General features: G+C 74.3%; 13 protein-coding genes. 7 read left to right on the top strand and 6 right to left on the bottom strand.

Annotation, left to right across the window (positions count from 1 at the left end; all coding sequences use genetic code 11):
* Positions 1-154: 154 nt before the first annotated feature.
* Positions 155-1,207 (bottom strand): fatty acid desaturase family protein, encoded by a 1,053-nt coding sequence (locus ACFV04_RS08275; RefSeq protein WP_380527652.1) that lies wholly within the window; start codon positions 1,205-1,207, stop codon positions 155-157.
* Positions 1,208-1,375: 168 nt separating this feature from the next.
* Here ACFV04_RS08275 and ACFV04_RS08270 point away from each other — a divergent pair, with 168 nt between their 5' ends.
* Complete coding sequence (locus tag ACFV04_RS08270) at positions 1,376-2,104, top strand: dienelactone hydrolase family protein (RefSeq protein ID WP_380527650.1); 729 nt, start codon at positions 1,376-1,378, stop codon at positions 2,102-2,104.
* 64 nt (positions 2,105-2,168) lie between these two features.
* Here the strand turns inward: ACFV04_RS08270 and ACFV04_RS08265 are convergent, their stop codons facing one another.
* Positions 2,169-2,765 carry a TetR/AcrR family transcriptional regulator gene (locus ACFV04_RS08265; protein WP_380527648.1) on the bottom strand — a complete coding sequence of 199 codons (597 nt, stop codon included), beginning with the start codon at positions 2,763-2,765 and terminating at the stop codon, positions 2,169-2,171.
* A gap of 82 nt (positions 2,766-2,847) precedes the next feature.
* Between ACFV04_RS08265 and ACFV04_RS08260 the strand changes: the two genes are divergently transcribed.
* Complete coding sequence (locus ACFV04_RS08260) at positions 2,848-3,720, top strand: alpha/beta fold hydrolase (RefSeq protein ID WP_380527646.1); 873 nt, start codon at positions 2,848-2,850, stop codon at positions 3,718-3,720.
* A 147-nt stretch (positions 3,721-3,867) separates the two neighbouring features.
* Positions 3,868-4,614 (top strand): hypothetical protein, encoded by a 747-nt coding sequence (locus ACFV04_RS08255; protein ID WP_380527644.1) that lies wholly within the window; start codon positions 3,868-3,870, stop codon positions 4,612-4,614.
* 12 nt (positions 4,615-4,626) lie between these two features.
* Here the strand turns inward: ACFV04_RS08255 and ACFV04_RS08250 are convergent, their stop codons facing one another.
* Positions 4,627-5,235, bottom strand: coding sequence for a TetR/AcrR family transcriptional regulator (locus ACFV04_RS08250; RefSeq protein WP_380347311.1), 609 nt, complete (start codon positions 5,233-5,235; stop codon positions 4,627-4,629).
* Between the two features lie 171 nt (positions 5,236-5,406).
* Positions 5,407-6,180, bottom strand: a complete 774-nt coding sequence (locus ACFV04_RS08245) for an SDR family NAD(P)-dependent oxidoreductase (RefSeq protein ID WP_380347312.1) — start codon at positions 6,178-6,180, stop codon at positions 5,407-5,409.
* A 143-nt stretch (positions 6,181-6,323) separates the two neighbouring features.
* On the opposite strand from ACFV04_RS08245, the gene ACFV04_RS08240 reads away from it, so the two are divergent.
* The gene (locus ACFV04_RS08240; RefSeq protein WP_380527642.1) at positions 6,324-6,959 is read left to right on the top strand and encodes an NAD(P)-dependent oxidoreductase; all 636 of its coding nucleotides are present in this window, start codon (positions 6,324-6,326) and stop codon (positions 6,957-6,959) included.
* Between the two features lie 33 nt (positions 6,960-6,992).
* Here the strand turns inward: ACFV04_RS08240 and ACFV04_RS08235 are convergent, their stop codons facing one another.
* Positions 6,993-7,976 carry a hypothetical protein gene (locus tag ACFV04_RS08235; protein WP_380527640.1) on the bottom strand — a complete coding sequence of 328 codons (984 nt, stop codon included), beginning with the start codon at positions 7,974-7,976 and terminating at the stop codon, positions 6,993-6,995.
* A gap of 268 nt (positions 7,977-8,244) precedes the next feature.
* On the opposite strand from ACFV04_RS08235, the gene ACFV04_RS08230 reads away from it, so the two are divergent.
* The gene (locus ACFV04_RS08230) at positions 8,245-10,746 is read left to right on the top strand and encodes a helicase-associated domain-containing protein (RefSeq protein WP_380527639.1); all 2,502 of its coding nucleotides are present in this window, start codon (positions 8,245-8,247) and stop codon (positions 10,744-10,746) included.
* Between the two features lie 57 nt (positions 10,747-10,803).
* On the opposite strand, the gene ACFV04_RS08225 is transcribed toward ACFV04_RS08230, so the two are convergent.
* Positions 10,804-11,055 (bottom strand): hypothetical protein, encoded by a 252-nt coding sequence (locus tag ACFV04_RS08225; protein ID WP_360257245.1) that lies wholly within the window; start codon positions 11,053-11,055, stop codon positions 10,804-10,806.
* A 104-nt stretch (positions 11,056-11,159) separates the two neighbouring features.
* Between ACFV04_RS08225 and ACFV04_RS08220 the strand changes: the two genes are divergently transcribed.
* Positions 11,160-11,564 carry a hypothetical protein gene (locus tag ACFV04_RS08220; protein WP_380347316.1) on the top strand — a complete coding sequence of 135 codons (405 nt, stop codon included), beginning with the start codon at positions 11,160-11,162 and terminating at the stop codon, positions 11,562-11,564.
* A 145-nt stretch (positions 11,565-11,709) separates the two neighbouring features.
* Entirely contained in the window at positions 11,710-13,347 is a 1,638-nt protein-coding gene (locus ACFV04_RS08215; protein ID WP_360257249.1) for a DNA repair helicase XPB, read from the top strand.
* Positions 13,348-13,364 lie beyond the last annotated feature (17 nt).

Below are 13,364 nucleotides of genomic sequence, written 5' to 3'. Positions count from 1 at the left end.
TGGGTTGGGGTGGACTCCCCGGACAACCGGGTGCCGGGGGGGGTTTTATTTCACAAAGGGGTTTGGTATGTGGGCCCCACCGACTTCCCACTCCCGCTCCCACTCCCACTCCCCGTCCCCGCCCCCGCCCCCGCCCCGCGCCCGTCCCCCTGCCTCACTCGCCGAAGCGGATCGGCTCCCCCGTCCGGTGCAGGTGGGCGAACACCTCGCGGTACGACCGCAGCAGGCCCGTCTCGTAGTACGGAATCCCCTCCTCCGCGCAGAACTCCCGGGTGATCCGGGCGGCCCGGCCGAGCGCGGGGGTCGGCATGCTGGGGAACAGGTGGTGCTCCACCTGGTAGTTGAGGCCGCCCATCACCGAGTCGACGACCGTACCGCCCCGCACGTTGCGCGAGGTCAGCACCTGGCGGCGCAGGAAGTCCAGCTTCATCTCCGGCGTCACCATCAGCATGCCCTTGTGGTTCGGCGCGAAGACGCAGCCCAGGTACACCCCGAGCAGCGCCTGGTGCACGGCCAGGAACGCGACCGCCTTCCCCGTCGGCAGCGCCGTGAACACCAGGCCGAAGTACGCCGCGAAGTGCACCACCAGCAGCACGCCCTCCAGCACCGGCCGCTTCATCGTGGGGCTGCGCAGCGCGCGGAAGCTGTTGAAGCTCAGGTTGAGGCCCTCCAGCAGGAGCAGCGGGAGGAACAGGTACGCCTGCCGGCGGCCGATGAACCGGGCGATCCCGTTCGCCTGCCGGGCTTGCCGCTGGGACCACACCAGGAGGTCGGGCGCGACGTCCGGGTCCCGCTCCTCGTGGTTGGGGTTGGCGTGGTGGCGGGTGTGCTTGTTCATCCACCAGCCGTAACTCATGCCCATCAGCAGGTTCGCGGCGATCCGGCCGCCGATCTCGCTCGGCAGCCGGTGGCTGAAGACCTGGCGGTGCGCGAGGTCGTGCGACAGCAGGGCGACCTGGGCGAAGACGACGGACATCGCCGCCGCCAGGCCGAGCTGCCACCAGGTGTCGCCCAGCGCGAACACCGCGTACCAGCCGCCGAGGAACGCGGCGAGCACCAGGGCGATGCGGACGGCGTAGTAACCGGGGCGCCGGTCGAGCAGGCCCTCGGCGGCCATCCGGCGGCTCAGTCGGGCGAAGTCGCTGCCGGCGCTGCGCTCCGCCTGCGGGGCGGGGGCGACGGCCGTCGTCACGGTCTGTGTGGACATGCCCCGAGTCTGGTCCGGCACGCGGCCTCGGAGAACGGGGGAAGCACCCGTCCCGTACGGGTGTTAACCCCCGGCCCGCGCGGAGGCCGGCCCATGCGCGGCGACCGTCTACGATGTCGGCCGACACCATCCGGCCGGACACATCCGGCCCACAGCACGGGGGATTTGATGACAGGTCAGTGGCAGGAGATCGGGGCGTCGGGCGGCATCGAGGCCTACGTCCACCATCCGGACGGCGAGGTGCGCGGCGCCGTCGTCGTCTGCGCCGAGCTGTACGGGGTCAACGCCTACGTCCGCGGGATCTGCGCCGAGCTGGCCGCCCTCGGTTACGTCGCGCTGGCACCGGACTTCTACTGGCGCGACGCCCGTCGCACCGAACTCGGCTACAGCGCCGAGGAGCGGGAGGCGGGGCTCGTCCTGATGCGCGCCCTGGACCGCAACCAGCTGGTGGCCGACGCCACCGACGCGCTGGCCGCCGCACGCGAAGCGGCCGGCGTCCACGGGGTGGCGTTCCTGGGCACCAGCATGGGCGGTCACATCGCCGTCCGCGCCGCCACCGAGCTGCGCTTCGAGCTGGCCGCCGTGTTCTACCCGGGTTGGATGCTCAACTCCGGCTTCCCGCTCGTCGGCCCGGTGCCGCCGCTGGAGACCGCCGACCGTATCGCCGCCAACGGCGTGTTCCTGCTGGGCTTCAACGGCGACCAGGACCACATCCTGCCGCTCGACGAGTGGAAGGCCGTCGAGGAGAAGCTCACCGAGGCCGGGGTCGCCCACGAGCTGGTCACCTACCCGGGTGCCGGCCACGGCTTCGCCGCCGACCGGGCCGACGGGCACGACGCCGCCGCCACCGCCGACGCCTGGCGGCGGATCCACCGGGCCCTGGCCGACCGGCTGTAGGCCGCACCGGCGGCTCCTCGCACCGGCGGCCCCTCGTGCCGACGAGCGCGCGGGGCCGCCGGGCTCACGCCACCCGGAACAGCTCGTCCAGGTGGTACGCGAGGATCGCCAGTGCCTCCTCGCCGCTGCGCTGACCGCCCAGGACGCTCGATCCGAGTCCGTTGACCATGGCCAGCAGCCCGGCGGCGGCCGCCCCGACGTCCCGGCGGGCGTCGATCCGACCGGCCTCCTGCGCCGCGCGGAGCTGTTTGGCGAGGAAGCCCTCCAGTACGACCGGCGGCTGCGCGGCCTGCTTCTCCAGTACCGCGGGGTCGTTGAGCACGAGCGCGTAGTACGCGGCGTACGTCCTGGTGATCCGGCGGCTCTCGGCGTCCGTCGGCAGGATGCAGGACAGGATGGCGGTGACCACCTCGCGCGGGGCGCGCTCCTCGCCGATCCAGCGCTCCATCCGGGCCTGGAGCTGGGCGCCGAGCCTGGCCAGGGCGTCGAGCAGCAGGCCCTCCTTGGTCGTGAAGTAGTACTGCACGAGCCGCAGTGAGACGCCGGCCTCCGTCGCGACCGCCCGCATGCTGGCCGCCTGCAGCCCTTCGGTGTCGGCGATGCGCAGCAGGGCCTCGGCGATCTGCCGTCGGCGCTCCTCGTGGTCGACCTTCGCGGTCATGGTTCCGGCCTCCCTGACCGGGCCCGCGGTCGGGCCCCTCTTTCCTGATACACCCGTATCATGCCTGTGATACACATGTACCATGCGAATCAGCGAGTTCAGGAACGGCAAGGCCGAAGCCCGCTTCCACGCCGCCTACGAGCGCGCGCTGACCCAGCTGTGGCCGGGGGCGCGGACCTCGGTCGACGTCCCCACCGGCTTCGGCACCACCCGCGTCCACCGCACCGGCCCCGCCGAGGGGCAGCCGATCGTCCTGCTGCCCGGCTCGGGCGGCAACGCCCTGATGTGGCACGACTACCTCGACGCCCTCGCCCGACGGCACCCCGTCATCGCCGTCGACACCATCGGCGAACCCGGCGCCAGCGTGCAGACCGCCCCCGTCCGCGACGGCCGCGACGCCGCCGCCTGGCTGGAGGACCTCCTCACCACCCTCGACCTGCCCGCCGTCCACCTGGTCGGCTGCTCCTACGGCGGCTGGATCGCCCTCAACCACCAGATCCACCACCCCGGGCGGACCAGCACCCTCACCCTGGTCGACCCGGCGGGCCTGGCCGACCCGGGCCGCCGCTTCTACACCTGGCTCATCGCCGGCGGCCTCGCCGCCCTGGCCCCGCGCCCCCTCCGGCCCCGGCTGGCCGGACTCGTCGGCAACAGCGCGATCCTGGACACCGAGCTGATGACCCTGATGCGCGCCTCGATGGGCTTCCGCCGCCGACTGCCCCTGGCCACCACCCTCACCGACGAGGAACTCGGCCGGCTGCGAGCCCCCGCCCTCTTCCTCCTCGGCGAGCGCAGCGCCCTGCACGACGCCCGCGAAGTCGCCGCCCGGCTGCACCGCCTCGCCCCGGCCGCCCGGGTCGACCTCGTCCCGGACACCGGGCACGCCCTGCCCACCGACGACCCGGCGGCCGTCCTCGCCGGGATCCTCAGCACCACCACCGGACAGGCCAGTTGACCTCGACGCCAACACAGCGCGTCGGGGCAGCCGGTCGTTCAGGTGAACCTCCGGAGCGCCGGCCGGGAGCGCCGGGCACCCGGGGAAGCCTCGTGCGTGACGGCCGCTCGCTCAGAGCGGCCGCACCGCACCACGGAGACTCCCCCGATGCGCCTGTCCCCCCGCTCCCGCGCCGCACTCGCCGGCGCCGCCTTGACCGTCACCACCCTGGTCGGCCCGGCCCCCGCCGCCACCGCCGACACCACCCCGCCGCCCCCGGCGGGCCGCTACCTGAACCTGCACCAGTGCGTCTACAGCGCCTTCTGGTCGGCCGGCTTCGACCTCATGACCACCCTGGTCCCGAGCCAGGACGGACGGTTCAGCGCCGGGACGAACGTCTCCGACACGCCCGTGCCCGCCGCCGTGTGCGGCGCGGGGGACGGGAACTACGAGCGCAACGTGTACACCGCCGCCGAGGGCTACGACCTGACGGCCGGGCGCTACCTGAACCTGCACCAGTGCGTCTTCTGGAGCGACTACGACCAGGACCACCTCACCACGACGGTCGGGACCACGGACTACAAGTTCTTCGCCTCCACCAACGTCTCCGACTCCCGTGACACCGCCCCGAGCTGCGGTGACGGCGGCGGCGTCGACCACTCCGTTCCGCTGCTGTCGAGCGCCACGCCCCTGGACCTGACCGCCGGGCGGTACCTGAACCTGCACCAGTGCATGTACTACTTCGACCGCTTCCACGACCACTTCACGACCTTCACCGCGAGCGGGGACGGTCGGTTCAAGGCCGGGACGAACATCTCCGACACCCCTGACACCAAGCCCTCCTGCGGCGCCGGGGACGGGAACTACCAGCTGATCCCGCTGCTCTCCGGCGTGAAGGCGCTCCCGCTGCACTGAGGCCCGCGGGCCCTACGCCCCCGCCCGGTCCGCACCCAGGGCGGCGCGGACCAGGCCGGTGACGGCGGGGACGGCGGCGGTCAGGTCACCCTCCGGCTCGGCCGCCGCCTCAGCCGCCAGGGCGTCGTAGGTCTCGAAGGCGGTCAGCACGAAGAGCAGGCTCGCCGCGTCGGCCGGGGCGTCCGGCAGCCGCCCGGTCAGGACCGCGGCACCCTCGCGACGGCGGGCGTCACGGTCGGCGATGACCCGGCCGACCTCGTCGTCGAGGGCGGCGAGGGCGCGCAGCCGGCGGGTGCACACCCGGTCGACCGCCCAGAAGCCGCCCATCACCTCGACGAAGCGGTCCACCGCCGCCCACGGGTCGGCCAGGGTGAACGCCTCGGCGAGCCGGGCCATGCCGCCCTGGGCGGCGAGGGCGTCGCAGACCGCCTCCAGCAGGCCCACCTTGGAACCGAACTGGTAGTAGACGGTGGCCCGGGCGACGTCCGCGCGGCGGGCGACCGCGTCCAGCGACACCGCGCCGGTCTCGGCCAGATGGGCCCGGGCGGCGGCGACGATCCGGGCCCGGGTCTCGTCGACCTCCGCCTGCCGCTGTCCCATCCGGTAGCCCCGGGGACTCATCCCGCTCGCCTCCACTCGCTCCGCGTCGACCGTCCGCGCGAACCGGCGGTTCCGCGTGAACTGGCAGTATCGCCGATCGGTCCTCCGGGGCCGGCGCGCCCCGGCACCACCCCGCAGCCGGGGGCCGGGGCCGGGGCCGGTCGGTTCACACGGGCCGGTCCGTCGACGCGCTCAGAGGATGACCCGGCCGCCACTGACGTCCAGGGTCTGCCCGGTGATCCAGGACGACGCCTCGGAGGCCAGGAACAGCGTGGCCGCGGCGAGGTCCTCCGGTTCGCCGAGGCGCCCCAGCGGGTGGGCGGCGGCGACCGCGGCCTGCACCTCGGGCGGCATGTGGGCGGCGGTCCGCTCGGTGCGGACGGCCCCGGGCGCGATCGCGTTGACCCGGACGCCCTCGCCGGCGACCTCCACGGCGAGGTGGCGGGTGAACATCAGCACGGCCGCCTTGGCCGCGGCGTACGCGGCGGAGGAGCCGCTGGGCAGCCGGCCCGCGGTGGAGGCCATGGTCACGACCGAACCGCTGCGACGCGCCAACAGCCCGGGAAGGAAAGCCCGGACGGTGAGGAAGGTGGCGTTGAGGTTGCCGTCCAGGACGGCCCGCCAGTGCTCCTCGGTCTCGCGGACGGTCGGTACGGGGTAGCCGTCGCCGCCCGCGAAGGCGGCCAGGACGTCGACCGGGCCGAGTTCCCGCTCGATCCGGTCGGCGGCGGCACCGAGCGCCGCCGCGTCGGTGCAGTCGGCGACCAGCCCCAGCGCCCTGGCGCCGTCCGCGCGCAGTTCCCCGGCGACCTTCGCCAGCGCCGCCTCGTCGCGGCCGAGGACGGCGACGGCCGAGCCCTGGCGGGCGAAGCCGCGGGCGGTCTCCGCGCCGATGCCCCGGCTGCCGCCGGTGATCACCACGATCTTGCCGTTCAGGTCGGGGTACCGAGCCTGTCGAACTCCCATGTCCCATCACTCCTTCGGTCCGGCTTCCGGTCTTGCTCCGGCTTGCTCTCACGGTGTGCTGTGGTTCACTGATTTCATTCATACAGTCCGTCTGAATGAATCACAAGAGCCGGCACGGGCGTGCCGGACCCGAGGAGGAACCGATGAGGATCGCAGTCGTGGGCGCCACCGGCCGCACCGGCCGCCTGGTGGTCGACCTCGCACTCGCCGCCGGCCACACCGTCACCGCCGTCGCGCGCACCCCCGACCGGCTACCGGAGTTCGCGCACGGCACCCCGCGCACCGAGTCCGCCGACGTCCGCCGACCGGACACCCTGCAGGGGCCGCTGAACGGCCAGGACGTCGTCGTCGCCACCCTCGGCAGCACCGGCCGCCAGGCCACCACCGTGTTCTCCGACGGCGCCCGGGCGCTGACGGCCGCCGCCCGGGCCGGCGGCGCCCGACACCTGGTGACGATGAGCTCGGCCGGCCTGGACACCGGGCGGCTGCCCCTCGCCCAGCGGGTCGTGACCAGGCTCGTCGTCGAACGGCTGTACCGGGAGATCCACCACGACCTGGCCCGGATGGAGGCAGTGCTCGCCGAGTCGGACATCGCCTGGACGGTCGTCCGCGTACCGATGCTCAAGGACGGCCCGCCGTCCACGAACCCCCAGATCTCCTACGACCGGCCGCTCCCCCGCGCCGGCACGGCGACCCGGGCCACCGTCGCCCGCTGGATCACCGACCACCTCGGCGACCCGGACACCTTCCGCCGCCTCGTCCACCTCGCCGACGGCTGAGACAGGGGACCGACGACCGCCCGCCGCCCCGCCTCAGCCCTGCTGCGGCGGACGGCGGCGCATCCCGAGCAACAGCAGGACCACCGCGGAGATCACCGCGGACACCCGCAGCACGTTCGGGGCCGACGACCAGCCGATCTGCCCCAGCGGGGAACCCGACTGCAGTCCGCCGCCCTGGGCACCGCCCTGCTTGGCGTGCTGCATGGCCATCAGCGTGGTCGCGCTCATCGTGATCAGCGGGATCCCGAGGATCACGAACTTGCGGGTCAGGTCGGAGAGTTGGCGGGACAGATAGCCGAGACCCCAGCCCGCCAGCATGACCGGGAAGAAGCCGGAGACGGCGCCGCCGACCAACAGGGCACTGGAGAGCAGGATCAGCGGGGAAGGCTTGCGGGCCCCGGCGTCCTTCCCGGCCGCACCCTTCCCCGTCGCCCCCTTCCCTGCCCCGGCCTTCCCTGCCGCACCCTTCCCTGCCGCGCCCTTCGCCCCGGCGGCGGGGGCCTCGGGAGCCGCCTTGCCCCTGGCCTTCCGCAGCTTCTTCGACTTCCCCCGGGCCTTCCGGTCCGCCCCTGGCTGCACCGGCTGCCCGGCGGTCCCGCCCGCCTCACCGGCCACGGCCGCCGCCTCCCCCGCACGCTGCTCGGGGACCGGCTGCGGCGCGGGCTCAGGCCCGTCCGAGAAGTCGAACACCGTCATGGTCCACGGGCCGGTGCTGCTCACCGTCGGCGGCGGGATCGCGGCCGCCCGCGCCTCGGCGTCGACCGCGTCCGGCGGGTTCAACGGGACGGAGGGGATCCCACCCGCACTCGGCGCGGGCGGGTCGTACACGCTGTCGGGGTCCTTGACGAACGAGGGCGGTGCCGACGGCACCGGAGGCACGGACGGGGCGCCCGCGGTGTCCTGAGCGCCCGTCGGAGCGCCGTGCACGGCGCCGCCGCGCGCGGGCCCGTCCTCCGCGCCCCCGACCGAGCGCTCGCTCCACGGCCCGCTCTTGCGCCACCACTCGCCGTCCGTCATCACCGACACCCCGCCTCGCCCGGCCCGCCCATGAAGAGCGCGGCCGCCCACCGAACCGCCCTCGGCGTGACGCTACCCACCCCGCCCCCGACCACGCGAGTCCGACGGGCGAGGCGGAGCGAGGCGGAGCAGGGCGGACCGGAGCAGAGCCGCCCCCGGGCGGAGCAGGGCCGACCGGCGCTGGTCGGCGGCCCGCCCCGGACACCGGGCCCGTCCCGGGCGGCACGAGGACACCTCGCCGTCCGCCCGCCCGACTAACCTAGGTCGAATGACCACACAGCAGGGCCCCCAACGCCGGGGCAGGTCCGCCACCGGCCCGCGCACCCTCGCCGAGGAGCTGCGCGCCCGTCCCGACGACGCGCTCGCCGCCCTGCTCCGTTCCCGTCCCGACCTGCTGAACCCCGTCCCCGGCGACCTGACCCAGCTGTCCGCCCGGCTCTCCTCCCGGGCCTCCGCGCTGCGCGCCCTGGAGCGGCTCGACCGCTTCACCCTGCAGGCCGCCGAGGCGCTGGCCACCGCCCCCGACGGCACCTCCGTGAGCACGGTCCGCTCGCTGCTGACCGGCCCGGCCAAGGTCAGGCCGCACCCCGGCGCGACCCCGCTCACCCCGGCCGACCGGTCCGCCGTCGCCGCCGCGCTGCCCCGCGCGATCGCCACCCTGCGCGACCGGTCGCTGCTCTGGGGCCCGGACAACGGCCTGCGGCTGGTCCTCGCCGTCCGCGAGGCGCTCGCCCCGACCGCGGCCAACCCCGGCCGTACCGGCCTCGGCCCGACCTTCGCCGACGCCACCGTGGGCATGTCCCCGGCCCGGCTGCAGCAGCTGCTCGCCTCGGCCGGCCAGCCCCCCACCCCGGACCCGGTCACCGCGATCGCCGCGCTCACCGCGCTGCTCACCGACCGCGTCCGCTGCGCCGCCCTGCTCGACACCGCCCCCGAGCCCGCGCTGCGGCTGCTGGACCGGCTGGTCTGGGGCCCGCCCACCGGCACCGTCCCGGACGCCGCCCGCCCGGTCACCGCCGAGGACGCGCAGAGCCCCGTCGAATGGCTGCTCGCCCGCGGCCTGCTGCTGCCCACCAGCCCCGGCAGTGTCGTGCTGCCCCGCGAACTCGCCCTCCACCTGCGCGGCGGCCGCACCCACCGCACCGTCGAACCGGTCCAGCCCGAGCCCGAGCCCGCCGCCGCCCCGCGCGATCCACAGGCCGTGGACGGCGCCGCGGCCGGCCAGGCCCACACCGCCGTCCGGACCGTCGAGGAACTGCTGGACGGCTGGGGCCTCACCCCGCCGCTCACCCTGCGCGCCGGCGGCCTCGGCGTCCGTGACCTCAAGCGCGCCGCCCAGGCCCTGGAGACCACCGAGCAGCAGGCCGCCTTCTGGCTCGAACTCGCCTACACGGCGGGCCTGCTGGCCCCCGACGGCGAGGTGGACGAACGCTGGGCCCCCACCCCCGGGTACGACGCCTGGCTGCAGCTGGACACCGCCGAGCGGTGGACCGTCCTCGCCACCGCCTGGCTCGCCGCCACCCGCGTCCCCGCCCTCGCCGGCACCCCGGACGGCAAGGGCAGGGCGCGCGCCGCCCTCGGCCCCGAACTCGACCGCACCCTCGCCCCGTCCGTCCGCCGCGCCGCCCTCGCCCTGCTCGCCGAACTCCCGCCCGGCACCCCGGCCACCGCCGCGGAACTGCTCCCCACCCTGCGGTGGCAGCGCCCGCTGCGCGGCGGCCCGACCGGCCCGGACGGCCGCGAACTGCGCGACGAGCTCACCACCTGGACCCTCGACGAGGCCGAACTCCTCGGCGTCACCGGCCGCGGCGCCCTCGCCGCCCCCGCCCGCGCCCTGCTCACCGCCGAGGCCGACCCGGCCGCGGTGCTCGCCCCACTGCTCCCCCGGCCGCTGGACCACGTGATCCTCCAGCCGGACCTCACCGCGGTCGCCCCCGGCCCGCTGCTCACCCCGCTCGCCCACGCCCTCGCGCTGTGCGCCGACATCGAGTCCAAGGGCGGCGCCACCGTCTACCGCTTCACCCCGGTGTCCGTCCGCCGCGCCCTCGACGCCGGACGCACCGCCGCCGACCTGCGCACCTTCCTGGAGCAGCACAGCCGGACGCCCGTCCCCCAGCCGCTCATGTACCTGATCGACGACGTCGCCCGCCGGCACGGCATCCTGCGGGTCGGCTCCGCCTCCTCCTACCTGCGCTGCGACGACCCGTCGCTGCTGAACGAGGTCCTCGCCGACCGCCGCTCCGCCGAGCTGCGGCTACGGCTGCTCGCCCCCACCGTCCTCGCCGCCCAGGCCGCCCCCGACGTCCTGCTCACCACCCTGCGCACCATGGGCTACGCACCGGCCGCCGAGTCCGCCGAGGGCGACGTGCTGATCACCCGCCCGGACAGCCACCGCACCCCGCCCCGCAGCGCGCCCGTCCCCGTCCCCGACGGCCCGCCGACCCCCGACGACGTGCTCCTCGCCGCCGCCGTCAAGGCCATCCGGGCCGGCGACCGCGCCGCCACCGCCACCCGCCGCGAACCCACCGCCGACCCGCGCCAACTCCCCCGCACCGCCGCCGCCGAGACGCTGGCCTCCCTGCAGACGGCCGTCCTGCTCGGCGAGCGCATGTGGATCGGCTACCTCAACGCCGAGGGCATCGCCAGCCAGCGGATCATCGACCCGGTCAAGGTCGAAGGCGGCTTCGTCACCGCCTTCGACCACCACGCCGACGAACTGCGCACCTTCGCCCTCCACCGCATCACCGGCGTCGCGGAACTCGACGAGTAGCCGACGCACACCGGAGCGCAGGGGCGACGGGACGACGGGAAGGGTGATGACGGGGCGTCAGTGCCCCTTCGACTCCTTCATCTTCTCCTGGACCGCCTTGTCCGCCAGGCTGCCGATCTCCCCCTGCCCGATCGGCAGCGAGCCGCCGCCGACCTGGTCGGCGATCAGGAACCCGGGCGCCGCGAGCAGGCCGCCGGGCCCCTCACCGATGCCCGCGAGGGCGTGGGCGGAGCCCGCGGAGGAGGCGGTGGCGGCGAAGGCCGTGCCCATCAGGGCGAGTGCGGTGAGAACGCGCTTCGACTTCTTCATGACCTGCTCAACGAGCGAGCACGCACGGTGGTCACTGCGCGCCGTTGCCCGCCGCCCGCGCCCGGCGCAGGCTGGAACAGGGGGATCCCGACAGGAGGAAACCCATGCTCGGCGACAAGATCGGCGAAACAGCGAGCCAGGAGACCGGCCGACGCGTCCTCTCCGCCGGTGACGGCCACGTCACCGTCGAGGTCTCGTTCCGCGGCACCGGCGACTACTTCGGCACCGCGGTCAGCGGTTTCGGCACCTACGAAGCCGAGGCCCGGCCCGACGGCACGCTCTACGGCGAGGGCCAGGGCATCGACATGACCGCCGACGGCGACACCGTCACCTGGCACGGCAGCGGCGTCGGCCACATGACGAAGGACGGCGGCACCAGCTTCCGCGGCGCGCTCTTCTTCGCCACCGTCTCCCCCGCCCTCGAACGCCTCAACGGCGTCGCCGGCGTCTTCGAGTTCGACACCGACGCCAGCGGGAAGTCCACCGGCACCTTCTACGAGTGGAAGTAGCCCCACACCGGCCCGTCCACACGGCCCGTCCGCACGGCCCTTCCACACGGCCCTTCCACACGGTCCCTCCACGACGGCGGCGGAATGCGCGACACTGGAGGGTCTGCGTCAAACCACCATGTCAGCCAGTGGAGGGCTCCCCCGCGTGAACGACGGACCGCTCATCGTCCAGAGCGACAAAACTCTTCTCCTGGAGATCGACCACCCCAAGGCCGCCGACTGCCGTCGCGCCATCGCCCCGTTCGCCGAGCTGGAGCGGGCGCCCGAGCACGTGCACACGTACCGGGTGACCCCGCTCGGGCTGTGGAACGCCCGGGCGGCCGGGCACGACGCCGAGCAGGTGGTGGACGCCCTGGTGACGTACTCGCGCTACCCGGTGCCGCACGCACTGCTGGTGGACGTGGCCGACACCATGGGCCGGTACGGGCGGCTCCAGCTGCTCAAGCACCCGACGCACGGGCTGGTGCTGGCCACCACCGACCGGCCGGTGCTGGAGGAGGTGCTGCGTTCGAAGAAGGTCGCCCCGCTGGTCGGCGCCAGGATCGACCCGGACACCGTGGTGGTGCACCCCTCCGAGCGCGGACAGATCAAGCAGGTGCTGCTCAAGCTCGGCTGGCCCGCCGAGGACTTCGCCGGGTACGTGGACGGCGAGGCCCACCCGATCGACCTGGCGGAGGACGGCTGGCAGCTGCGCCCGTACCAGGCGCAGGCCGTCGAGGGCTTCTGGCACGGCGGCTCCGGCGTGGTCGTGCTGCCCTGCGGTGCCGGCAAGACGCTGGTCGGCGCGGCCGCGATGGCGCACGCCAAGTCGACCACGCTGATCCTGGTCACCAACACCGTCTCGGCCCGCCAGTGGAAGCACGAGCTGGTCAAGCGCACCTCGCTCACCGAGGAGGAGATCGGCGAGTACAGCGGCACCAGGAAGGAGATCCGCCCGGTCACCATCGCCACCTACCAGGTGATGACCACCAAGCGGAAGGGCGTCTACGCGCACCTGGAGCTGTTCGACGCCCGCAACTGGGGCCTGGTGGTCTACGACGAGGTGCACCTGCTGCCCGCGCCGGTGTTCAAGTTCACCGCCGACCTGCAGGCCCGCCGACGGCTCGGCCTGACGGCGACGCTGGTGCGCGAGGACGGCCGCGAGGGCGACGTGTTCAGCCTGATCGGTCCCAAGCGCTTCGACGCCCCGTGGAAGGAGATCGAGGCGCAGGGCTACATCGCGCCGGCCGACTGCTGCGAGGTCCGGGTCACCCTGACGGACTCCGAGCGGCTCGCCTACGCGACCGCCGAGCCGGAGGAGCGCTACCGCTTCTGCGCCACGACGGCGACCAAGCGGCGGGTGGTGGAGGCGCTGGTCAAGAAGCACGAGAAGGACCAGACGCTGATCATCGGCCAGTACATCGACCAGCTGGACGAACTCGGTGAGGCCCTGGACGCCCCGGTGATCAAGGGCGAGACCAGCAACGCCCAGCGCGAGAAGCTCTTCGACGCCTTCCGGAACAAGGAGATCGGCGTCCTGGTGGTCTCCAAGGTCGCGAACTTCTCGATCGACCTGCCCGAGGCCACGGTGGCCATCCAGGTCTCCGGGACCTTCGGCTCCCGCCAGGAGGAGGCCCAGCGCCTCGGCCGCGTGCTGCGCCCCAAGGCGGACGGCCACTCGGCCCACTTCTACTCGGTGGTCGCCCGGGACACCGTGGACCAGGACTTCGCCGCCCACCGGCAGCGCTTCCTGGCCGAGCAGGGCTACGCGTACCGGATCATCGACGCGGACGACGTGCTGTAGCCGACGCGCCGTAACCG

The sequence above is a fragment of the Kitasatospora sp. NPDC059599 genome (assembly GCF_042735125.1).
Taxonomy (GTDB): Bacteria; Actinomycetota; Actinomycetes; order Streptomycetales; family Streptomycetaceae; genus Kitasatospora.
The sequence above is the reverse complement of the archived record's forward strand: the minus strand, read 5'-3'. Positions and strand labels throughout refer to the sequence as shown.